This is a genomic window from Streptomyces sp. NPDC088915 (genome assembly GCF_044749825.1).
In the GTDB taxonomy this organism is placed as follows: domain Bacteria; phylum Actinomycetota; class Actinomycetes; order Streptomycetales; family Streptomycetaceae; genus Streptomyces.
The window spans coordinates 34650-55788 of sequence record NZ_JBIVIR010000016.1 but is presented as its reverse complement, the minus strand read 5'-3'; the positions used below and the strand labels follow the sequence as shown (position 1 = coordinate 55788).

Genomic DNA, 21139 nt, shown 5'->3' with positions numbered 1-21139 from the left:
CCCCACCGGCCGCCCCGCCCCGCCCACCAGCGCCCCGCCCCACCGGCCGTCCCGCCGCCCAGGTCGCCCCGCTGGCCCATTCGAGTCCTCTCGCGCCCGACTCCTCCGCCACGCCCGGCGCCTTGATCATCTTTTTCTCCTCCCATCGGTTTTGATGCCCGGGTCGGCACCGTCCGCCGACGCCACCGCGCGCCACGTGAAAAGGGAGGGTGTCCGACGTGTCGTCACGCAGATACGCGCGGGGGCGGGGTGCGCTGTCCCTCGCGGTCGGCGCCGTCCTCGCCGCCACGGCGGCCCCCTCGCCCGCGGGACCGGGCGCGGTCGCGGACGCCGGCCGGGACGTACCGGCCGTTTCGGCCCCGGACTCCACTCCCCCCGCCGTCGTCTCGGTGGACGGCTGCGCCGGCGGCGGAGAACTGTGCGCCGGACTGCGCCACACGGTCCCGCTGAGCGCGAGCGGCGGGGGCGGGCCCGTACCCGTCCTCACCGGAACGCCGTTCACCCTCGACCCGAAGACCCCCGGACCGGTGGAACTGGCGCTGCGCACCGGGGGAGCACTCGCCGACGTGACCGTCACCGACCGGCGCGGCCGCCGGATCGCCGGAACGGTCGGCACGGACCGCACCCGGTGGACCAGCGCCGCCCCGCTCCCGGCGGGAGGCCGCTACGCCGCCCGGCTCCTCGTCGAGCGGATCGGGACCGAGGGCCCCCGCCGCGCCCTCGCCCGCCTGGACTTCCGCACCGCCGGGGTGCCCGCGGGAGACCGGCTCACCGTCTCCTTCGGACCCGGCGACGGCGGTACGTACGGGGTCGGCCGACCGGTCACCGCCGAACTCAGCCACCCCGTACCGGCGGACGCCCCCCGCGCCCGCCGGGCCGTCGAACGCGCCCTCGACGTACGGGCCGATCCCCACGTCGAAGGCTCCTGGTACTGGGTCGGCCCCACCACCCTCCACTACCGGCCCCGGGGCTACTGGCCCGCCCGCGCCACCGTCCGGGTCCACAGCGGCCTCGACGGGACCCGGATCACCGACGGCCTGTACGGCGGCCCCTCCCGCCCCCTCGCCTTCACCACCGGCGCCCGGATCGAGGCCGTCACCGACGTCGCCGCCCACCGGATGCGCGTGTACCGCGACGGGCAGCTGCTCCGCACCCTCCCGGTCACCACCGGCAAGGCCGGATACCGCACCCGGAGCGGCACCAAGGTCGTCCTGGGCAAGGAGCCGGTGGTCCGCATGCGGGGCGACTCCATCGGCATCGACCGGGGCAGCGACGACTTCTACGACCTGAAGGTCCGCTGGGCCACCCGGGTGACCTGGAGCGGCGAGTACCTGCACGCCGCCCCCTGGTCCCTCGACGCGCAGGGCAGCGAGGACGTCAGCCACGGCTGCACCGGCATGAGCACCGAGGACGCCGCCTGGCTGTTCCGCACCGTCCGCGAGGGTGACCTCGTCCGGGTGGTCAACGGCCGCGGGGAGCCCATGACCCCCTTCGGCAACGGCTTCGGCGACTGGAACCTGGACTGGTCCGAGTGGCTGCGGGGCAGCGCCTTCGGGCCGGGCCCCTCCCGCCCCGCCGCGGATCCCGGACCCGCGGCGGGCGGTCTCGATCCGGCCCTCTGAACGAACCGGCACACTCCCGTCCGTCACCGGTGCCCGGTCACCGGTACTCGACCGTCAGCGTCACCGGCGCGTCCCGGTTCGCGAAGAGGTACGCCGTGCCGGTCGGCGCCGACGCGAACCCGAGGCGGAACTGCGTGGTCCCGCCCCGGTTCAGGGCCGCGACCGCCTCCGCCGACAGGTCCGTCGACACCGCGCTCCCGGACGAGAACGCGTCGATCCGCGCGCCGCCCGCCACCGTGGCAGGCGCCGACCAGTCCGCCGGCTCGACCGCGCACCCGCCGAAGCAGCCCGTCCGCACGTCCACCAGGAGCCGGTTCCCGGCGGGCGAGGCCCAGGGGTCGCCCGAGCCGCTCGACCGCGTGACGGTCAGCCAGGCCCGGGAGACCTCCTTGCCGGCCGGGATCCGCGAGGTGTCGAAGGAGACCACCGTACGGTTCACCTTCCCGTCCGTCCCCCGGCCGAGCGCCAGCCCGGACACGTCCTCCAGGGTGCCGACCGCCGCCCCCGAACCGTCCGCCGCCTTGACGTAACCGTCCTCGGCGTCCGTGCTGCTCAGGACCGTCCGGTCGGACGAGGGCGGCGGCGTGCCGGTGCCGCGCAGCGCCCGCACCATGCCCATGATCGCCTCGATCTGCTTCCCGCCGTGCCGGGCGTAGGCCGTGTCACCGAGGTAACCCCACCAGTTCCAGCAGCCGTTCGGGTTCTCCAGGGTCCCCGTGGCCGCCGCCTGCGGGTACAGCACGATCATGTCGTTGGTGTCGGCGTACTCGTTGAGGTACGCGCCCTCGACGAACCGGGTCCCGAAGCCCTGGTACGCGTACCCCTGCTTGCAGCCGTGCAGCGCCACGAGCAGACGGCAGCGCGCCCCGTCGGAGCAGGACTTCGGCACGTACGCGAAGCCCTCCGCCCCCATCGAGATCGCCGAGGCCGAACCGCCGGGCGCGTACGCGTTCTGGTCGAAGCGGATCAGCGAACCGCCCGTCCCCGAACCGGGCGCCGCGACCGACCCGAGGAGGTGCCCGAGCAGCGCCCCCTCCGCGTCGGTCCCGCACCTGTTCAGGAACGGGGTCTGCGTCACCCCGCAGGAGTTGGGGCCGAGCGGGGTGATCCAGGCGTGCCCCGCCGCCGTGGACCGGTCGTAGAGGACCCGGGCGCCGAACCGCCCGTAGTAGTCGGAGAGCGCGTTCACCACCGGCCGCTTCACCGTGCTGTCCGCCGACCCGCTGAAGACGTACACCGGGTCGCCGGACAGGTTCGCCACCGGGTCGACCTGCCCCTGCGCCGACCGGTCGCGGGTGGCCTGCTCCAGGGTGGCGAGCTGGAGGTCCTGGATGGTGTCCATACAGGCGTTGAGCGCCGTGGCGAGCTGGCCCCGGGCACAGTCGTACGGCCCCGAGGCGAACACCGCGGAGCCCTCGAACGTCCCCGAGTACGCCACGTGCAACTGCGTGGCCATGTACCCGCCGGACGAGACGCCCGCGCTGAACACGGAACCGATGTCGTACCCCTGGAGCGTGCCGGGCACGGGCGGGGGAGCGGCGGCCCCGGCGGGGCTCGCGGTCGGGAAGAGGCTCGCGGCGGCGCACAGCAGCAGCGCCGCGAGACGGCGCGGCCCGCGCAAGCGGGTGGGACGGGGTGAACGCATGGGGGGCTCCCGGGCGGCTCGTTCCTGACGGGGGATCGGCCGGGACGCTACGGCCTTTCCGGAGCGGTCCTCCATGGGTGAGGACGCCACAATCCGGCCCGCCCGCTATGGCGCCCCGTCACCTGGCAGCCGGAGCACGGGCGTCCGGCGCGAGCTGCGAGGATGGCGCCATGGAGCACCACGAGGAGAGGGACGGCCTGCTGGCCGAGGCGGTCGCGCTGCGCGAAGGGGGCCGGAGGGAGGAGGCCCGCGAGCGGCTCGCCGGGCTCGCCGCCCGGTGGCCGGACGATCCCGAGGTCGCCTACCAGACGGCCTGGGCGCACGACGTCCTGGGCCTGGAGGCGGAGGCCGTGCCGCACTACGAACGGGCCCTCGCCGACGCCACCGGCCGGCTCGCGCCCGACGACCGGCGCGGCGCCCTCCTCGGCCTCGGCAGCACCTACCGGGTGCTCGGCCGGTACGAGGAGGCGGTCGCCCTCCTGACCCGCGCGGTCGGGGAGTTCCCCGAGGACGGCTCCCTGCGCGCCTTCCTCGCGATGGCCCTCTACAACACGGGCCGGCACCACGAGTCGGTCGCCCTGCTGCTGCGCCTGCTCGCCGCGACCAGCGAGGACCCGTCCGTCCGCGCGTACAGGGCGGCCGTCGAGCACTACGCGGAGGACCTCGACGCGACCGGGTGACCGGGTGCGGGGAGGGGCGGGTCAGTCGTTCACGGCGGTCAGGAGGACCACCGCGTCCTCCAGGGCGGTGAGCCCGTGCCGCTCCTTGGGGATCATGCGGAGCGTGCCCGCCCGCAGCTCCTCCGTCCGGTCGGCCGCCGTCAGGTTCACCCGGCCCCGCAGCACCTGGAGGCTCGCGGCCGGCGGCGCGTTGTGCTCGTCCAGGGACGTGCCCGCCGTCAGGGCGATGACGGTCTGCCGGAGCACTCCGTCGTGCATCACCAGATGGGCGCTCCGCCCGTGCGGCGCGGTGCGGGCCGCGGCCAGGTGCTCGTCGGCGAGGGCGGTGAGGTCCAGCATCATGTCTCTCCCTGCGGGGTGCGCGGGCGGATACCCCCAGCCTCCCGTGTGACGACGGGGACGCAAGTCGGGGCCGCCGGTCGCGCCCGCACCACCACCGGGACGTCCGCCGGCTCCGCCCCGCTCAGGGCCTTCGTGACGGCGGTCGCCGCGCCGGAAGCCGCCCGCCCGCGTCGGGACTCTCCTCCCGGGGCACGAGGGCTCCCCTCAGATGGTCGTACGCCACGTGCGCGTGCAGCCGGACGCCGGTGACGAGGGCGGAGTCGTCGGCGTAGAAGCCGGGGTTGTGGTTGGTCACCAGACCGCGCCCGCCCTCCACGGGGACCGGCCGGCCCGACGCGTCCAGGGCCGCGTCCTGGACGCCGAGCGTCACGTACAGGCCGCCGAACCGCCGCACGAACTCGGAGACGTCGTCGTACCCGAGCGTCCCGCCCGTCTCCACCACGCGGCCCTCGCCGGCCACCCGGCGGAAGGTCGGGAGCCCGGCCGCCACCCACGGCCCGCTGTTGTGCACGGGCGGCACGGGCTGGAGGTACTCCGCCGTGGCCGTCGCCCCGTACGCCGCCGCCGAGTGCTCCACGAGCGTCGTGAGCCGCCGCCGCACCTCCGCCATGTCCGACTCGACGGCGGTGCGGATCGTGCCCCACAGCGTCACCGTCTCCCCGACGATGTTGAAGCGGCCGACGTCCTCCACGTGCCCGATGGACACCGTGACCGGGTCGAAGGCCGAGACCTGCCGGTACAACTGCCCGATGCCCGTCAGGATCGCGCCGGCCGCCGGCATCGGATCGACGCCCTGCCAGGGCGTGGAGCCGTGCGTCTGCCGGCCGGTGACGACGATCCGGACGAGCGTGGACGCGCCGTACTGGTTGCCGATCCTGTACCCCACGTATCCCACCGGGGACGGCGTCACGTGCATCCCGAAGACCATCGTCGGCACCGGATCGGCGAAGGCGCCCGCCTCGACCATCGCCCGCGCCCCGCCCTCCTCGGTCACCGGCGGGCCCTCCTCGGCGGGCTGGAAGACGAACAGGACGGTCCCCGGCAGCCGGTCGCGGACCTCCGAGAGGACCGTCGCCGCGCCGAGCAGCATCGCCGTGTGGCAGTCGTGGCCGCAGGCGTGCGACACCGGGAACGGGCCGCCCGGATAGTCGGCGTCCACCACCTCGGAGGCGAAGTCCGCCCCGCACAGGTCCCGCACCGGCAGCGCGTCCGTGTCCGCCCGCAGCGCCACGACCCGTTCGCCCGCCGCGCCGCCGCGCAGGACCCCCACGACCCCGTGGCCCGCGATGCCCGTACGGACCTCGTCGAGCCCGAGGCCGCGCAGGTGGTCCGCCACCAGACGGGCCGTGTCCACCTCGCGGTTGGACAGCTCCGGATGCCGGTGCAGACGGCGCCGCCAGGCCACCACCCGCTCCGCGACCCCGGCCGCCCGCGCGTCCAGCTCCTCGTGCGTCGCCTCGCCGTCCAACGGGACTCCTCCCTCGTGCTCCGACGTGCCCCTCAGCCTGCCACCGGAAGGCGGAGGGGGCACAGCAGGGAGCCGGGGGAGGAGGTTCCGTCAGACCGCCGCCTCCGGGCCGCTCCGCTCGATGATCGACGCCGTGTCCACGCCCGCCGGAAGCGTGCCGAAGGCCAGGCCCCGGTCGCCGTCGAGCCGTGAGGCGCAGAACGCGTCCGCCACCGCCGGGTTCCCGTGCCGGACCAGCAGCGAGCCCTGGAGCACGAGCGCGAGCCGCTCCACGAGCCGTCGCGCCCCGTACGCCACCGCGTCCGGGTCGCCGAGCCCCGCGATCTCCTTGCGGAGCCCGGCGACCGCCGCGTCCAGGCGCCGGTCGGCGCCCGCGCCCCGGTCGACCTCCGCGAAGTACGCCTCCACCGCCTGCGGCTGGCGCGCCATCGCCCGCAGCACGTCGAGCGCGGCCACGTTCCCCGAGCCCTCCCAGATCGAGGGCAGCGGCGACTCCCGGTAGAGCCTGGGCAGGCCGGAGTCCTCCACGTAGCCGTTGCCGCCCAGGCACTCCAGGGCCTCGGCCGCGTGCGCGGGCGCCCGCTTGCACACCCAGTACTTGGTGACCGCGAGCCCGAGCCGCCGCAGCTGCTCCTCCTCCGCGTCGCCGCGCGCCGCCCGGTCCACCGCCCCGGCGAGCCGCAGCGCCGCCAGCGTGGCCGCCTCCGCCTCCACCGCCAGGTCGGCCAGGACGTTCCGCATCAGCGGCTGGTCGACGAGCCGCGCCCCGAACGCGCTCCGGTGCGTGGCGTGGTGGACGGCGTGCACGAGCCCGAGGCGCATCCCGGACGCCGAGCTGACGGCGCAGTCGAGCCGCGTCATGTTGACCATCCGGATGATGGTCGCCACCCCGCGCCCCTCCTCGCCGACCAGCCGGCCGAGGGCGCCCTCGTACTCGATCTCGGAGGAGGCGTTCGACCGGTTGCCCAGCTTGTCCTTCAGGCGCTGGAGGCGGATCGCGTTGCGGGTGCCGTCCGGCAGGACGCGCGGCACCAGGAAGCAGGAGAGCCCGCCGGGCGCCTGCGCGAGGGTGAGGAAGACGTCGGACATGGGGGCCGAGGTGAACCACTTGTGACCGGTCAGCGCGTACAGACCGGGCTCGCCCGCCGGGACCGCCCGCGTCGTGTTCGCCCGGACGTCCGAACCGCCCTGCTTCTCGGTCATCGACATCCCGGCGATGATCCCGCGCTTCTCCGTCGGCACCCGCAGCCCGAAGTCGTACGACCGGGAGGTGAGCAGCGGCTCGTACACCTCGGCGAGGTCCGGCTGGGCGCGCAGCGCGGGCACGGCGGCGTACGTCATCGAGACCGGGCACAGATGACCGGCGTCGGCCTGACCCCACACGAACACCTTGGCCGCGCGCGCCACGTGGGCGCCGGGCCGCTCGTCGGCCCAGGGCGCGCCGTGCAGCCCGTGCCGCACGGCCACGTCCATCAGGGAGTGCCAGTAAGGGTGGAACTCGACCTCGTCGATCCGGTGGCCGTACCGGTCGTGGGTGTGCAGGACGGGGGAGTGGCGCTCGGCGAGCCGCCCCCACTCCTGGGCCTCGGCGCCGCCGGCCCGTACGCCCAGCTCGCGGACCTCCGCCTCGGCCCAGCCGGCGCCCTCCCGGCGCAGCGCCTCCAGGAGGGCGGGGTCGGCGGAGACGTCGTGGCCGGTCAGCGGGGGGACCTGGTTGGTGACCTCATGCGTGGTCGGCATCGGGGACTCCCAGTGCTCGCAGGGTGAAGGTGACGAGTGCGGGTACGGTGCCGGGCCCGACGGACCCCTCCGCCAGCGGGCCGACGAGCGCCTCGGCGCCCGCCCCGACCAGCGCCGAGGCCGTCAGGACGGGGTCCTGGGGCGGCAGTTCGCCCGAACGGACGCCCTCCTCGACGCGGGCGGCGAACACGTCCCGGAACGCGCGCCGGAAGACGAGCCGCTCGGCGTCCACGGCCGGGTCGACGGGCTCGGCGAGCAGCGCGTAGGCGAGGCGGGGCGACTTCAGGGCGCGCAGGGCGAAGGTCTCGACGACGGCGACCACCCGCTCGGCGGCCGAACGGTGTCCGGGGTGCCCGGCCGCCTCGGAGACGGCCGCGACCTCCCTTCCCACCACGGTCCGGAAGAGCTCGACGGCGAGTTCGGACTTGCCGTCGAAGTGGCGGTACACGCTGCCCGTGGCGATCCCGGCCCGGGCGGCGACGGCCGCCACGGTGCACCCCGCGTACCCCTGCTCGGCGAGCAGCCCGAGGGCCGCCTCGACGACGGAGGCGCGCTGGGCGTCGAGCCGGGCCTGGACGGCGGGGGTGCGACGGTAGGGCATGGAAGGAGTGAAGCAGTGATTCACTGCTTCATCAAGGGTCCGGACGGGCGCGGGCGAACGGACTGCCCCGCCGTCCTCCGGAGGGCGGCGGGGCAGGGGGCGACGGGAGCGACGAGGAGGGCGTCAGCCGGTGAAGACCTCGATCAGGGACCAGATCGCGAGGCCCGCCATGCACACACCGCCGACGCGCTGGACGGTCTTGAGGGGGACGCGCTTCGCGATGAAGCGGCCCGCGACCAGGGCGAGGGCGGAGACGCTCGTCAGGGCGGCGAACGAACCGATCGCCGTCGACCAGGTGCCGTTGGCGGCGGCCAGGTTGGCGGTGGTGATCTGGGTCAGGTCGCCCCATTCGCTGATGAACACGGCCGTGAAGGCGGTCGAGAACACGGGCCAGAAGCCGGTGACCGTCCGGCCGCCCGTGTCGTCGCCCTCGTCGTCGTCCCCGCCGCGCAGCAGCATGAAGGCGCCGAAGCCGAACAGGAGCGCCGAGACGAGCGTGACGATCCAGCCCGGGAGCAGCCCGAGCAGGCTGCCGGCGCCCACCGCGATGGCGACGTGGGCCAGGAAGGCGGTGGAGGTGCCGATCCACACGTACAGGGGACGCATGCGCGTGCCCATGGCGAGGGACGCGAACATCGTCTTGTCGGGAAGCTCGGCGAGGAAGATCAGCCCGAAGGCGGTGAGGATCGCCAAGGGGTCGAGGTGCATACCGGGGCTCTCTGCTCGGTCCGGGCCTCCGGGCCCCGCACGGCACCTCGGTGGGCGACGGGAGGACCACTCGGCCCGGCATGACGGACCGCGCCCACGGATGCGCGGACGCGGTTGATGCCTGGCCGAAGGTCTCGCCCGTCCACGTCGTCCGTGGACCCGGTCACCGGGAACCCGGGGGTTCCAGTGTGTCGACGACCGGTTCGCAGGGCTACTCCCCTTCGCTGCCACCCAGTGTAACGGATCGGGGCGCGAGAGCGGGTAGACAGTGTCTACTCGGGCTTGGTAGACAGTGTCCATGAGTGAAGATCACGAGGGTGGCGAGGGACGCGGTCGGGAAGACGGCGGGTCGCGCGACGGGCACGCGGACGCCGGAACGTACGACGGCCGTACGGGTGGCGGGTCGCGCGACGGCGACACCGGTGACGGTGGTACGGGCGGCATGAGCGACGGGTCGCGCGACGACCACGCGGGTGACGGGCTGCGCGGGCGGCTCGTCCGGGTCGGCGTCGCGCTCGTCGACGCCGAGGGCGCCCAGGCCCTCTCGCTGCGCGAGATCGCCCGTCGCGCCGGCGTCTCCCACGGCGCCCCCCGCCGCCACTTCCCCACCCACCTCGACCTCCTGTCGGCCATCGCCCGGCAGGGCTTCGCCGAACTGGCCGCCCGCGTCGCCGCCGAGGACCGCGAGAGCGCCGGGCCGCGCGAGCGGATCGAGCTCCTCGCCCGCGTCTACCTCGCCTACGCCGGGTCGCGGCGCGGCATGTACGAACTGATGTTCCGGCACGACCTGCTGGAGAGCGGGCGGCTCGGACTGCGCGAGACGAGCCTCCCGCTCTTCGCCCGGCTCGCCGAGCTGGTCGCCCGCGTCCGCCCCGGCGCCGACCCCGTCGTCGTCGCGGGCGCCCTCTGGGCCAATCTGCATGGCATCGCCCAGCTCTGGCACTGGGGCAGCCTCCCGCTCGCGACCGGCGGCACCGATCCCGCCCCGCTGCTCGCGGCCGCCCTCGACGCCCACCTCGGGCCCGCGGAGCCCGCCCCGTGAACCGGAGCCGCACCCCCGTCCTCGCGTGCAGCGTCGTCGGGGCCGCCGTCGTCGCCCTCGACGGCACGGTCCTGACCGTCGCCCAGCCCGCCCTCCAGCGCGACCTGCACGCCGACGTCGGCCAGGTCCAGTGGACCGGCACCGGCTACCTCGTGGCCGTCGCGAGCCTCCTGGTCTTCGCGGGCCGTCTCGGCGACCGCCACGGCCACCGCCGGATCTTCGCCGTCGGCGCCCTCGGCTTCGCCCTCGCCTCCGCCGGTGTCGCCCTGGCCCCCGGCATCGGAGCCGTGGTCGCGCTGCGCGTGCTCCAGGGGGTGTGCGGAGCCCTGCTCCAGCCCGCCACCCTCGGCATGCTGCGCACCGCCTTCCCGCCCGACCGGCTCGCGACCCCGATCGCCGTCCGCACCGCCGTCATCGGCCTCGCGGCCGCCGCCGGACCGCTCGTGGGCGGCGCCCTTGTCTCCGCGTACGGCTGGCGCTCCGTCTTCCTCCTGAGCGTCCCGCCGACCCTCGCCATCGGCCTCCTGGCCCTCACGACCCGGGAACCGGGAGCCGGAGAAACCGGCACCCCCGGCCGCCGGACCGCCCCCGGCCTCGCCGCCCTCGACCCGGCCGGTGCCCTGCTGCTCGCCGTGACCCTGGGGCTGCTGGTCCACGGGCTCGTCGAGACGGCCCGCCCCGGCGGCGCCGGATCCGGCGCGCTCGCGTGCGCCGGGGCGGCCGCCGCCGCAGTCGTCCTCGCCCGGCACGAACGCCGCGCGGCACACCCCCTGCTGCCCCCGGAGCTGCTCCGGAGCGTGCCCGTCGTCGCGGGGGTCGCCGCGCTCCTCGCCGCCTCGGCGGCCCTCTTCGGCTCGCTGTTCGTGGCGACGTACTTCCTCCAGGACGTCCAGCGGCTCGACCCCCTCGCCTGTGCGCTGCGCGTCCTGCCGCTCGCCCTCCTCATGGTGCTCGGCGCGCCCCTCTGCCCGCCCCTCCAGCGCCGCTTCGGCCCCCGCCGCACGGCGACGGCCGGCGCCGCCCTGCTCACGCTCGGCGTCCTGCTGCTCTCCCGCCTGGACGCCACGGCCGGTGCCCTCCCCGTCGGCGGTTGCGCCGCCCTCCTCGGCGCCGGCTTCGTCACGCTCATGGTCACCGCCACCTCCGTCGTCGTGCACCGCGCCCCCGAGGCCCACGCCGGGGTCGCCGGAGGCCTCCAGCAGACCGCGATGAACGTCGGTCCGGCGCTCGGCGTCGCCACCGCGACCCTCCTGCTCACCCTCGTACCGGACGGAGGGTTCGTCCCGGCCCGGGGCGCCGCGCTCCCGGTCCTGGCGGCGATCGCCGCCCTCGCGCTGCCCGCCGCCCTCGCCCTGCCCGGCGCCGCCCGCCGGGGGACACGCCCGGATCCGGCGGCGCCCCGGCCCGGCCGACGGTTCTGCGTACGATCATGAAATGCCCACAGCCGGTTCCCGAAGCCGCGCAGGCGCGGCGGCACGCGCCCAGCTGGTCATCGGCCGGACCCTGCCCTTCCTGGTCGTGCTCCTGACGGCCCTCGCCGATGTGTTCACCCCCGACCGGGAGCGCTTCGACCGCCTCCTCGTCGCCGCGCCCCCGCTCGCCGCCGTCACCTGGGGCGTGCGCGGGACGATCGGCATCGGACTGCTCGCGATGGCGGTCCGCGTGCTGCTCAGTTTCAACCGGGGCGGGGACCCCCTGCCGGAGCCCTTCGCGAGCGAGACCGTCCTCGCGATCGTGACCGCCGCCTCGGCCTGGGCCAGCAGGGTCCGCACCCGCCGCGAACAGGAGCTGCGGGACCTCACCGCCGTCGCCGAGGTCGTCCAGCGGGTCGTGCTGCGCCCCCTGCCCCACCGCCTCGGCCGGTTCGAACTCCACCTGCTGTACGTCGCGGCCGCGGCCAAGGCGCAGGTCGGCGGCGACTTCTACGAGGCCGTCAGGATCCCCGGCGCCGTGCGCGTCATGCTCGGCGACGTCCAGGGCATGGGCCTCGGCGCCGTCGAGACCGCCTCCGTCCTGCTCGGCGCGTTCCGCGCAGCCGTCCACGACGCCCCGGACCTGGCCGCCCTCGCGGACCGGCTCGACGCGGGCCTCGCCCGCCACGACCCTCGCGACCCCGGCTCCGACGCGGCGGAACGCTTCGCCACCGTCGTCCTCGTGGAACTCCCCGACGACCGGGACGTCGCACGGTTCCTCAGCCTCGGGCACCCCACCCCGTTCCTCCAGCACGGGAACGAGGTGGAGGCCGTGCGCTTCGCCGCCCCCTCGCTCCCCGTCAACCTCACGGGCCTCGCCGACAGCCGCCACCGGATCGAGGAGGTCCCCTTCGGCCCGGGGGACCGGATGCTCCTCTACACCGACGGCGTCAGCGAGGCCCGCGACCGGAACGGCGTCTTCTACCCGGTGGAGACCCGCATGCGGGAAGGGAGCCGCGAGCCCGCCCCGGAGTTCCTGGCCCGTCTCCACCGCGACCTCGTCGCCCACAGCGCCGGGGGCCTCGGCGACGACGTGGCCGCCCTCCTGGTGGTCCGCCCCGCCGACGCCCCCTGAGCGCCGAACGGGCCCCGGGGGCCCGGCGTCACGCCACCGGGGCGAGTCCCAGGTGCTCCCGGAGCGTCGTCCCCGTGTACGCGGTCCGGTACACGCCCCGCTCCTGGAGCTCCGGGACGAGCAGCTCCACGATGTCGTCGAGCCCGTCCGGCACCAGGTACGGCGAGACGTTGAAACCGTCCAGCGCCCCGTGCCGCACGAACCGCGCGAACTTCTCGGCGAGCCCGGCCGGGGTGCCGACGTGCCCGCGCTGCGGACCCAGCTCGATCACCGTCTCGCGCAGCGACCAGCCGTTGGCGTCGGCCTTCGCCCGCCACTCGGCCACCACCGCCCGGGGGTCGTCCACCCAGCGCGTGCCGAACTTCCCCTGGTACTCGGCGACCACCGGGTCCTCGGCGGGCAGCGGCCCGTCGGCGTCCCGCCCGGCCAGGTCGAAGCCCCACAGCCGGCTCGCGATGCCGAGCGCCACCGCGGGCGTGACCTGTTCGAGCCGCACCCAGCGGGCCTTCTCCTCCGCCTCCTTCTCGGTCGCCCCGACGACGATCTCCGTGCCCGGCAGGATCCGCAGCGCGTCCTCGGCCCGGCCGACCGCCCGCAGCCGCCGCCGGATGTCCCCGGCGAAGGCGAGGGCGTCGTCGAAGTCCGTACCGTGGGCGGAGAAGATGACGTCCGCGTTGCGGGCCGCGAAGTCCCGGCCGTCCCCCGAGTCGCCCGCCTGGAAGATCACCGGACGGCCCTGGGCGCTGCGCGGCAGGGTCGGCGCCAGGTCGACGTCGAAGTGGGCGCCCTCCGCCCGTACGCGCCCCACCGCCCCCGGGACCGACCAGGAGCGGGCCTCGGTGGAGTCCGCCACCGCTTCCTGTGCCCAGCCGTTCCACACGGCCCGCGCGACGGACAGGAACTCCTCGGCGCGCCGGTAGCGGTCGGCGTGGTCGAGGAACCCGCCGCGCCGGAAGTTCTCGCCGGTCCAGGCGTTGTGCGTGGTCACCACGTTCCAGCCGGCCCGGCCGCCGGAGAGCAGGTCGAGACCGGCGAGCCGCCGGGCGAGGTCGCCCGGCTCGTTGAAGGTGGTGTTGGAGGTGGAGACGAGCCCGATCCGCTCGGTCGCGGCGGCGAGCGCCGACAGCTGGGTGATCGAGTCGGGCCGGCCCGCCACGTCCAGCTCGTGGACGCCTCCCTCCGACTCGCGCAGCCGCAGGCCGTCGCCGAGGAAGAAGGCGTCGAAGAGGCCGCGTTCGGCGGTCCTGGCCACCCGCAGGAAGGAGGCGGGGTCGATCTGCGAGCCGCTGGACGGGTCCGACCAGATCGTCCAGTGGTTGACCCCCTGGAAGAACACCCCGAAGTGCAGCCGCGCGTCCGGGCGCGGGACGTCGTTCGGGTCGGTGCGGGTCATCGGGTTTCCTCCGGGACGGGCGTGGCGGCGGCGCCGGTGGTCGTGAAGCGGCTGAGGGGCCGGGGGAGGCCCAGGGAGGTGCGGAGGGTGGTGCCCGGCAGGGGCCGGGCCGCGAGCCGCCGCACGAACAGCTCGGGCAGGACGAGCCGGGAGAGCACGGCGAGGTCCTCGTCCAGGACGAGCGGACGCAGCCGAACCCCGTCGACGTACCGGCCGAGCTCCGTGAGCAGTTCCACCAGACCGGCTGCCGGACCGGTGTACCGCAGCCGGTCGGGGCGGCCCTCCCACGGCGCGTGCCGCTCCAGGTCGGCGATCCGCTCCCGCGCCGTCTCGCGCGGGGTGTCGAGGGCCACCTCGACCTCGGCGAAGGCGAGCGGCGCGCCGGCCGCCGAGGCCGCCGCGCCCGCCTCGGCCGGGGTCGAACCGCCGACGAGCGCCACGTCGGTCAGTTCCGCCGGGACGAGACCGGCGGGGGCCAGGACCACGGGCCGGCCCTGCGGCGGACGCGGCACGATCGCGGGCCCCTTCACGGAGTACGTCTCGCCCGCGAAGTCCACGTAGTGCAGCCGCGACCGGTCCAGGTAGCGGCTGGTGGCCACCGACCGGATCACCGCGTCGTCCTCCCACGAGTCCCACAGGTCCCGTACGACCCGGAGGCCGTCACGGGCCTCGCGGGCGATCGCGTCGGCACCCTCGACGACCGGCCGTCCCCAGGCGCGCGCGGCGGCCGGGTCCTCCTCGGTCCCCACCACCCAGCCGGCCCGGCCGGCCGAGACGTGGTCGAGCGAGGCGATCTGCGAGGAGACGTGGAACGGCTCGGCGTACGTGGTCGCCAGGACGGGGGCGACGCCGAGGACGCTCGTCGACGCGGCCGCGAACGCGGCCCGTTCCACCGCCCCGATCCGGCCCACCGGCCCGGTGCCGTCGGCGGAACCGGGCGGCAGGATCGAGTCCTCCAAGGTGATCAGGGTGAACCCGGCGTTCTCGGCGGCGGCAGCGGTCCGGGCGAGCCGGCGCGGGCTCAGCAGCTCTCCGGGGGCGTGCGCGGCGCGGCGCCACGCGGCGGGATGGGCACCGTCGCCGTCGATCTCGACGGCCAGGTGCAGGGCGGGGCGGGGCATGGGAGTCCTTCCGAACGGCGGGGGCGCACGGCGGCACGGCAGCGGCACGGGGGCACGGCTGCGCGGGGCCGGGCGGCGGGGCGTCACGGGACGCGCGGACCCGGGCGCGGCGGGATCGCCGCGGCGTCCCGCGCCGGGTGGGCGACGGGAGGCGCGGGCCCGCGGGGCGGGGTCAGACGCGCGGGGAAGGACAGATGGCCGACGCGGTGCGGCAGAAGTCGACGTGCCGACGGCAGACGAGCCGGGCACCCGTCCGGGCCGGGGCGTGCGGCGCCGTGGTCGCTGTGAGCACGTGCGCCTCCCCCGGGTCCCGGTCCCGCCCGGACGCGGGCGGGGACTCCTCACCATAGGCAGGCGTCCTTCCACGCTGTCAAGGTCGTCTCGCCGCACGGATCCCCTGGTCGTCCGGTACGTCAGGACGCGGACGGGGGCGGGGAGTTGAAGGACCGCCGGAGACCGGAACCCGCGGTCACCGGACGCCGGCACTCACGGACGGCGGCACGGGCGCCCGCGGGCACCGGACGGGGGTAGTCACGGGCGGCGACACGGGCACCCGCAGGGATCGGACAGGGGGTACGCACAGGCGGCGGCACGGGCACCCGCGGGCGGCGGACAGGAGTACTCACGGGCGGCGGACAGGAGTACTAGCGGGCGGCGGGCCGGATCCCGTCTCAGACCCGAGGTTGATCGGACTCAGACCCGAGGTTGATCGAAAGTGGGCCCACGGGCGGACGCACGGCGCCGTCCCCGGCGCCTAGCGTGCCCGCATGACCCAATTCACCAGGGCCGTCGCGGCCACCGTCCTCACCTGTTCCCTCGCCTTGACGACCGGAGTCGCCACCGCGGCCGTCCCCGGTGCCCCCGTCCCCGGCGCGCGCACGGCGGCCGAGCAGCCGGCGCGGCCCGCCGTCCTCCCCGCGCCCACCGGACCGCACGCCGTCGGCAGCACGGTCCTGCCGCTGGTCGACCGGTCCCGCACCGACCCCTGGGTGCCCACCGCCGACGGGCGGGCGCTCATGGTCACGCTCCACTACCCGGCCGCGCGCTCCGGCGGCGGCGACCCCGCCCCGTACGCCACCCGGGAGGAGGCGCGGCTGCTCGCCGAGCAGCTCGGGCCCGGCGTCTCCGGCGACGTGCTCGCCCGGACCCGCACCCACAGCGGGACCGACGCGCGGCCCGCGCCGGGCCGCCACCCCCTGGTGCTCCTGTCCCCGGGCTTCAGCGTCTCCCGCTGGACGCTCACCTCCCTCGCCGAGGACCTCGCCTCGCGCGGCTACGTCGTCGCCTCCGTCGACCACGCCTACGAGTCGTACGGCATCAGCCTCCCCGGCGGCCGCACCCTCACCTGCGTCGCCTGCACGGCCCTCGACGAGGGCGGGGTGCACGGGAGCGTGGTCACCTCGACCCGCGCCGCCGACATGACGTACGTCCTGGACCGGCTCGTCGGCCCCCGGTCCGTCTGGCGGCACGCCGACGTCATCGACGCGCGCCGGATCGGCATGGCGGGCCACTCCATCGGAGGGGCGAGCGCGGCCACCGCGATGGCGGCCGACCGGCGCATCGACGCCGGGATCAACATGGACGGCGCCTTCTGGGAGAACCTTCCGGCGGAGGGCCTGCGGGGCCGTCCGTTCATGATGCTCGGGACCCACGACGAGACGCACCTGCCCGGCGGGGCCGACGCCAGCTGGGACCGGACGTGGTCCGCGCTCGACGGCTGGAAGCGCTGGATCACGCTGGCCGGGTCGGACCACTTCTCCTTCTCGGACGGCCCCGTGATCTCGCGTCACTTCGGCCTGCCCGAGACGGAGCTGCCCGCCGACCGGGCCGTCGCCCTCACCCGGACGTACGTCGCCGCCTTCTTCGACCGGCACCTGCGCGGACTCGCGCGACCGGTCCTGGACGGCCCGTCCGCGGCGAACCCGGAGGCGCACTTCCAGAACCCCTGACCGGGGCCGTGGCCCTCAGGAGCGGTACGGAACGTTCGCCGCCGCCCAGTCGGCCAGCACCCGCGCGCACCCGGCGACCGATTCGCGCCAGGTGCGCGCGGCGCCCTCGCCGGCCTCGTCGCTGACGTGCTTCACGATGCGCAGCGGCACCCCGGTGACCGCGGCGACGTGCGCGAGGGCGTACCCCTCCATGTCGACGAGGGCGGCCTGCTCCGCGAGCCGGGCGCGGGCGACCTCGTCCGAGATGAAGGTGTCGCCGGTGGCCAGGACCACGTCACCGCCGTCCGGCAGCGTCAGCGGCGCCCCGTAGGACTCGCCCGTCAGCATCGCGAGCAGCCGGCCGTCGAAGTCGTGCTGCACCACGGTGCCGACGACGTGCGTCCCGGTCAGTCCCGGCCGCAGTGCCCCGGCGGTTCCCAGGTTCACGATCCCGGACGGCCGGGGCCCCCGGCCGAGCACGGTCGCCAGTGCGGCCGAGGCGTTCACCTTGCCCATGCCGGTGAGCAGCACCGGCAGCCCCTTGTCGAGGAACTGCGCCTCTTCCTTGACGGCGAGTACCAGCAGGGGGCGGTCGCCCGTGATCTCTCCCAAGAGTTCCATGGGGGCCACGCTAGTTCGACGACCCGCCCGCCGTACAACCGGGAGGGGCCCCGGAACCGCCCGCCGGACAGGCACCGATCGCGCCCCGCGGGCCGTGACACAGGGTCACCTCCCTCCCACGCGCCGCCGTGACGCACGGTCGCGAGGACCCTCCCGGTGGCTTGTTCCGCGTGTCGGCCGGATTCTTTCCGCAGGACGCTTGTGCGCGGCCCCGGCGCCCGGCACGCTCCTCGTATGAACACGGCCAGGCATGCCAGTGAACGTCTGATGAGCTGGCCCTCGCTGACCCCCGGCCGTGCCCACTGCGGCGCCGAGGTCGGACTGGGCACCGCGACGCAGGAGATCGTGCACTTCCACGGTGAACACGAGGCCGACGTCCACCTGACCCGCGCCATGATCGCCAGACTGCGCCCGGCCCTCCTCGGATCGAGCGCCGTCCGGCTGCGCGCCGGATCCGGGTGGGTGACGGTCCGTCTGGACATGGGGTCCGACATCGACCTCCTCGCCACCCTGGTGAGCGCCGCCCTCCAGGCCAGCGGCTTCCCCGACGCCGTCCCGGACGGCTGCACCCGCACCCGCCCGGTCCCCGGCGTCCGCTGAGCCCCGGCCCCGCGTCACGCCCGCGCGACGCGGACAGGCCCTACGCCGGGACCGGGAACAGCAGGCACGTGCTGGTCGCGTGACCGAGCAGCCGGTCCTCCGCGTCGTACAGCCCCGCCTCCGCGAGCGCCGTGCGGCGCCCCCGGGTCAGCACCGTGCCGACCGCCCTGACCTTGCCGGTGGCGATCGTGACCGGACGGAGGAAACGGGTCGACAGGTCGAGCGAGGTGTACGCCGTGCCCCGGGGGAGCGTGGAGTGCACCGCGCACCCGGCCGCCGAGTCGAGCAGCGTCGCGTACACGCCGCCGTGCACGCTCCCGATCGGGTTGTAGTGCTCCTCGGCCGGCTCGAAGGAGAACACCACCCGCCCGTCCTCCACCTCTTCGAGGTCGAAGCCGAGGAGCGAGGCGATCGGCGGCCCCGGCAGCCGCCCGGCGGCGATCTCCCGCAGGAAGTCCAGCCCCGCCATCGTCCCCGCGGCCCGCGCGGAAGCCGCGGGGTCCTCCCACTCGACCGTGCGCGTCCGCCCCATGACCACTCTCCGCCCGACTCGACCTGCTGACTCTTTCCGGCGAAGCTAGCCGTCCTGAAAGCTGACTGTCAACGACGCAGTCAGGTGGCTAGAGTGTGACGATGAAGTGGCTGGAGACGGACACGGAGAACTGCTCGGTCCGGCGCACCCTGGACCTGGTCGGCGAGAAGTGGACCCTGCTGATCCTGCGGGACGCCTTCAACGGCGTACGCCGGTACGACGAGTTCCGCCGGCACCTCGGCCTCTCCGAGGCCGTCCTCGCCGACCGCCTCCGCAAGCTGGTCGCGGCGGAGGTCCTGCGCGCCGAGCCCTACCGCGAACCCGGCGCCCGCACGCGGTACGAGTACCGGCTCACCCCCAAGGGCGTCGACCTCTGGCCCGTGCTCCTCGCGCTCAAGCAGTGGGGCGACACCCACGCGGAGGTTCCCGAGGGCCCCGTCCTCGACATCCGCCACACCGACTGCGGAGCCCCCGTCCGCGTGGTCGTCCAGTGCGAGGGCGAGGAGCGGGCCGCCCTCTCCGTCCGCGACGTCACCGTCCGCCCCGGCCCCGGCGCCCGCCCCCTCCGCACCTGACCCCGCTCCGGGAACCCGGCGCCCGCGCCCCCCGCTCCACGAGTCCGCCCCGGCGCCCATACCCCGCGCCCACCCGTTCGGCCGTACTCCGCGATGCCGCGCCGCCGGGCCGGGTACCTCACGAGGCATGCCCTCCACATCCGGTCCGCCGCACGACGGTGCCCCCACCGAACACGGCCACTGGTTCCGGCGGCTCCACGACCGCGTCGCCGCCTCCTCCGTCGGCCTCGCGTGGAACCGCGGCCGCGCCATGGAACTCATGCACCGCGCCATGGGCTTCGCGGCGCTCAGCCTGCTCACCCTCGTGCCCCTCCTCATCGTCGTCGCGGCGGCCGACCTCGCCAGGGGACAGGGCTTCGCCCGCTGGCTCGTCCAGGGCCTCGGCGTCACCGAGGTCTCCCAGGAGGAGGTCGAGCAGCTCTTCGGCCGGCCGGGGCAGGCCCTGCAACGCACCACCGCCTTCGGCCTCGCCGCCCTCGCCGCCTTCGGCGTCACCTTCGGATCCGCCGTGCAGACCGGGTACGAACGGGTCTGGGACCTCCCCACGGCCCGCTGGCACACCATGTGGCGGCACGTCGTCTGGCTCGCCGTCCTCGTCGCGGCCCTCCTCGTCTTCGTCGCCTTCCCCGCCCCCGAGAACGCCCCGGCCCTCACCACCGCCGTCATCGCCCTCGGCGACACCCTGGGCACCTTCCTCTTCTTCTGGTGGTCCCAGCGCTTCCTGCTCTGCGGACGCATCCGCTGGCGCGCCCTCCTCCCCGGGGCCGTCCTCACCGCGCTCGGCCTCCTCGGGCTGCGGATCTTCTCCCAGCTCGTCTTCTCCCCCCTCATCGCCTCGAACGCGGTGACCTACGGCCAGTTCGGCACCGTCCTCGTCCTCCAGTCCTGGCTCGTCGGCGTCGGCTTCGTCGTCTACGGGGGCGCCCTCGTCGGCCGCCTCGTCCACGAACACCTCGTCCGCCGCCGTCTGCGCCGTCTCCGACCGAACGGCGTCTGACCCCGTGCCCCCCCGCCCGCGCGAAGGACGTGGTCACACGATCCGGTGATCCACCGGCGAGCGGCCGGGCCGCGCCTCCCGGGCCGCTTGGATGGAGGCGATCCCATCGGCCCGTCGAGAGAGAGCCGCCCCATGGCGAACACCTGGCTGCCGCCCGCCGAGTACGTAACGACCCTCCCGAGAGCGACGGCCTACGCCTGCCTCTACTTCACCGACACCGGGGGCCGCCCCTTCCAGATGCGCGCCACCTACCACTCCGGGACGTGGCAGTGGCCCGGCGGCAACATGGACCCGGGGGAGACCCCCTGGGAGACGGCGGTGCGCGAGTGCCACGAGGAGACCGGGATCGTCTTCACCGGAGAGCCCCGGCTGCTCGGCACCCACTTCACGACCGACCGGGGCGACGACTGGCCCGCCAACCACATCGGCTTCGTCTTCGACGGCGGCGAACTGACGGACGAGCAGATCGCCGCCGTCGTCCTCGACCCCGAGGAGCACAGCGAGTACGCCCTGCGCACGCTGGAGGAGTGGGGGCGGGAGATGGACCCGGCCGAGTTCGGCCGCCTCGCGGCGGTCGACCGCGCCCGCAGGACCGGGATCCCCGTGTACCTGGAGGCCGCCCCGGGGGAGCACTGACCGCGCCCCCGCGGGACCGCCCGGACGGGCGGTCCCGCGGGCGGCACGTCTCAGGGCCGGGGCCCACCGGGTGGGGGATGTCGGCCACGAGGCGCTCCGGAGTGTGCAGACGGAAGGTCTTGGGGACGGGCTTGGCGCCGAAGGCGGCTCCGACGGTGACCACGCCCTCGAAGTCACCGGTCAGCGCGCCCCCTCGAGCGCGGGCGGCGAGACCTCGACCGGCCGGGGCCCCGGTACAGGGACCTCCCGGCGCCGTCGTGGGCGGCGGCGGGGGGAGAGCCCGATCTCCGGGAAACACCTCCCCGCCGGGGGGACCTTCCGGCCCGGCCCGCTCCGGGACG

The 21139-nt window shown here is 75.4% G+C and carries 20 protein-coding genes; 10 read left to right on the top strand and 10 right to left on the bottom strand.

Features of this window, described 5'->3' with window-relative positions; genetic code table 11:
* The first annotated feature begins 218 nt into the window (after positions 1-218).
* On the top strand, positions 219-1622 hold the full coding sequence (locus ACIP5O_RS26885) for an Ig-like domain-containing protein (RefSeq protein WP_401297457.1): 1404 nt from the start codon (positions 219-221) through the stop codon (positions 1620-1622).
* A gap of 37 nt (positions 1623-1659) precedes the next feature.
* On the opposite strand, the gene ACIP5O_RS26880 is transcribed toward ACIP5O_RS26885, so the two are convergent.
* Positions 1660-3267, bottom strand: coding sequence for a poly(3-hydroxybutyrate) depolymerase (locus ACIP5O_RS26880; protein WP_401297455.1), 1608 nt, complete (start codon positions 3265-3267; stop codon positions 1660-1662).
* A 170-nt stretch (positions 3268-3437) separates the two neighbouring features.
* Here ACIP5O_RS26880 and ACIP5O_RS26875 point away from each other — a divergent pair, with 170 nt between their 5' ends.
* Entirely contained in the window at positions 3438-3947 is a 510-nt protein-coding gene (locus ACIP5O_RS26875; RefSeq protein ID WP_401297454.1) for a tetratricopeptide repeat protein, read from the top strand.
* Positions 3948-3968: 21 nt separating this feature from the next.
* Here the strand turns inward: ACIP5O_RS26875 and ACIP5O_RS26870 are convergent, their stop codons facing one another.
* The 5 genes from ACIP5O_RS26870 to ACIP5O_RS26850 all read right to left on the bottom strand — a co-directional run bounded on the left by ACIP5O_RS26870 (position 3969) and on the right by ACIP5O_RS26850 (position 8806).
* Complete coding sequence (locus tag ACIP5O_RS26870) at positions 3969-4286, bottom strand: cupin (protein WP_401297787.1); 318 nt, start codon at positions 4284-4286, stop codon at positions 3969-3971.
* Between the two features lie 124 nt (positions 4287-4410).
* A complete protein-coding gene (locus ACIP5O_RS26865; protein WP_401297452.1) occupies positions 4411-5757 on the bottom strand; it encodes a M20 family metallopeptidase in 1347 nt (448 codons plus the stop codon).
* 90 nt (positions 5758-5847) lie between these two features.
* Positions 5848-7497, bottom strand: a complete 1650-nt coding sequence (locus ACIP5O_RS26860) for an acyl-CoA dehydrogenase family protein (RefSeq protein ID WP_401297450.1) — start codon at positions 7495-7497, stop codon at positions 5848-5850.
* A complete protein-coding gene (locus ACIP5O_RS26855) occupies positions 7481-8098 on the bottom strand; it encodes a TetR/AcrR family transcriptional regulator (protein ID WP_356545323.1) in 618 nt (205 codons plus the stop codon). Before ACIP5O_RS26855 ends, ACIP5O_RS26860 begins: the two co-directional genes overlap by 17 nt.
* 123 nt (positions 8099-8221) lie before the next feature.
* A complete protein-coding gene (locus ACIP5O_RS26850) occupies positions 8222-8806 on the bottom strand; it encodes a TMEM165/GDT1 family protein (RefSeq protein WP_401297448.1) in 585 nt (194 codons plus the stop codon).
* A gap of 442 nt (positions 8807-9248) precedes the next feature.
* Between ACIP5O_RS26850 and ACIP5O_RS26845 the strand changes: the two genes are divergently transcribed.
* Genes ACIP5O_RS26845 through ACIP5O_RS26835 form a run of 3 tightly spaced genes read left to right on the top strand, consistent with a single transcriptional unit; the run spans position 9249 to position 12395 of the window.
* On the top strand, positions 9249-9848 hold the full coding sequence (locus ACIP5O_RS26845; protein ID WP_401297784.1) for a TetR/AcrR family transcriptional regulator: 600 nt from the start codon (positions 9249-9251) through the stop codon (positions 9846-9848).
* A complete protein-coding gene (locus ACIP5O_RS26840; protein WP_401297446.1) occupies positions 9845-11281 on the top strand; it encodes an MFS transporter in 1437 nt (478 codons plus the stop codon). The genes ACIP5O_RS26845 and ACIP5O_RS26840 overlap by 4 nt, the downstream gene beginning before the upstream one ends.
* Before the next feature lies 1 nt (position 11282).
* The gene (locus ACIP5O_RS26835) at positions 11283-12395 is read left to right on the top strand and encodes a PP2C family protein-serine/threonine phosphatase (protein WP_401297444.1); all 1113 of its coding nucleotides are present in this window, start codon (positions 11283-11285) and stop codon (positions 12393-12395) included.
* Positions 12396-12423: 28 nt separating this feature from the next.
* Here the strand turns inward: ACIP5O_RS26835 and ACIP5O_RS26830 are convergent, their stop codons facing one another.
* Positions 12424-13788 carry an NtaA/DmoA family FMN-dependent monooxygenase gene (locus ACIP5O_RS26830; protein ID WP_401297442.1) on the bottom strand — a complete coding sequence of 455 codons (1365 nt, stop codon included), beginning with the start codon at positions 13786-13788 and terminating at the stop codon, positions 12424-12426.
* On the bottom strand, positions 13785-14909 hold the full coding sequence (locus ACIP5O_RS26825; RefSeq protein WP_401297440.1) for an LLM class flavin-dependent oxidoreductase: 1125 nt from the start codon (positions 14907-14909) through the stop codon (positions 13785-13787). Before ACIP5O_RS26825 ends, ACIP5O_RS26830 begins: the two co-directional genes overlap by 4 nt.
* Before the next feature lie 767 nt (positions 14910-15676).
* Between ACIP5O_RS26825 and ACIP5O_RS26820 the strand changes: the two genes are divergently transcribed.
* Positions 15677-16858 carry an alpha/beta hydrolase family protein gene (locus ACIP5O_RS26820; protein ID WP_401297439.1) on the top strand — a complete coding sequence of 394 codons (1182 nt, stop codon included), beginning with the start codon at positions 15677-15679 and terminating at the stop codon, positions 16856-16858.
* Between the two features lie 15 nt (positions 16859-16873).
* Here ACIP5O_RS26820 and ACIP5O_RS26815 read toward each other — a convergent pair whose 3' ends face one another.
* A complete protein-coding gene (locus ACIP5O_RS26815; protein ID WP_401297437.1) occupies positions 16874-17458 on the bottom strand; it encodes a nucleosidase in 585 nt (194 codons plus the stop codon).
* 234 nt (positions 17459-17692) lie between these two features.
* On the opposite strand from ACIP5O_RS26815, the gene ACIP5O_RS26810 reads away from it, so the two are divergent.
* Positions 17693-18058 (top strand): luciferase family protein, encoded by a 366-nt coding sequence (locus ACIP5O_RS26810; protein WP_356545310.1) that lies wholly within the window; start codon positions 17693-17695, stop codon positions 18056-18058.
* Between the two features lie 40 nt (positions 18059-18098).
* On the opposite strand, the gene ACIP5O_RS26805 is transcribed toward ACIP5O_RS26810, so the two are convergent.
* Entirely contained in the window at positions 18099-18590 is a 492-nt protein-coding gene (locus tag ACIP5O_RS26805; RefSeq protein ID WP_401297435.1) for a PaaI family thioesterase, read from the bottom strand.
* A 101-nt stretch (positions 18591-18691) separates the two neighbouring features.
* Between ACIP5O_RS26805 and ACIP5O_RS26800 the strand changes: the two genes are divergently transcribed.
* The 3 genes from ACIP5O_RS26800 to ACIP5O_RS26790 all read left to right on the top strand — a co-directional run bounded on the left by ACIP5O_RS26800 (position 18692) and on the right by ACIP5O_RS26790 (position 20798).
* Complete coding sequence (locus ACIP5O_RS26800) at positions 18692-19165, top strand: helix-turn-helix domain-containing protein (RefSeq protein WP_365543647.1); 474 nt, start codon at positions 18692-18694, stop codon at positions 19163-19165.
* A gap of 127 nt (positions 19166-19292) precedes the next feature.
* The gene (locus tag ACIP5O_RS26795) at positions 19293-20162 is read left to right on the top strand and encodes a YhjD/YihY/BrkB family envelope integrity protein (protein WP_401297433.1); all 870 of its coding nucleotides are present in this window, start codon (positions 19293-19295) and stop codon (positions 20160-20162) included.
* Between the two features lie 132 nt (positions 20163-20294).
* Positions 20295-20798: an NUDIX domain-containing protein gene (locus tag ACIP5O_RS26790; RefSeq protein WP_401297431.1), complete on the top strand. Its 504-nt coding sequence runs from the start codon at positions 20295-20297 to the stop codon at positions 20796-20798.
* Positions 20799-21139 lie beyond the last annotated feature (341 nt).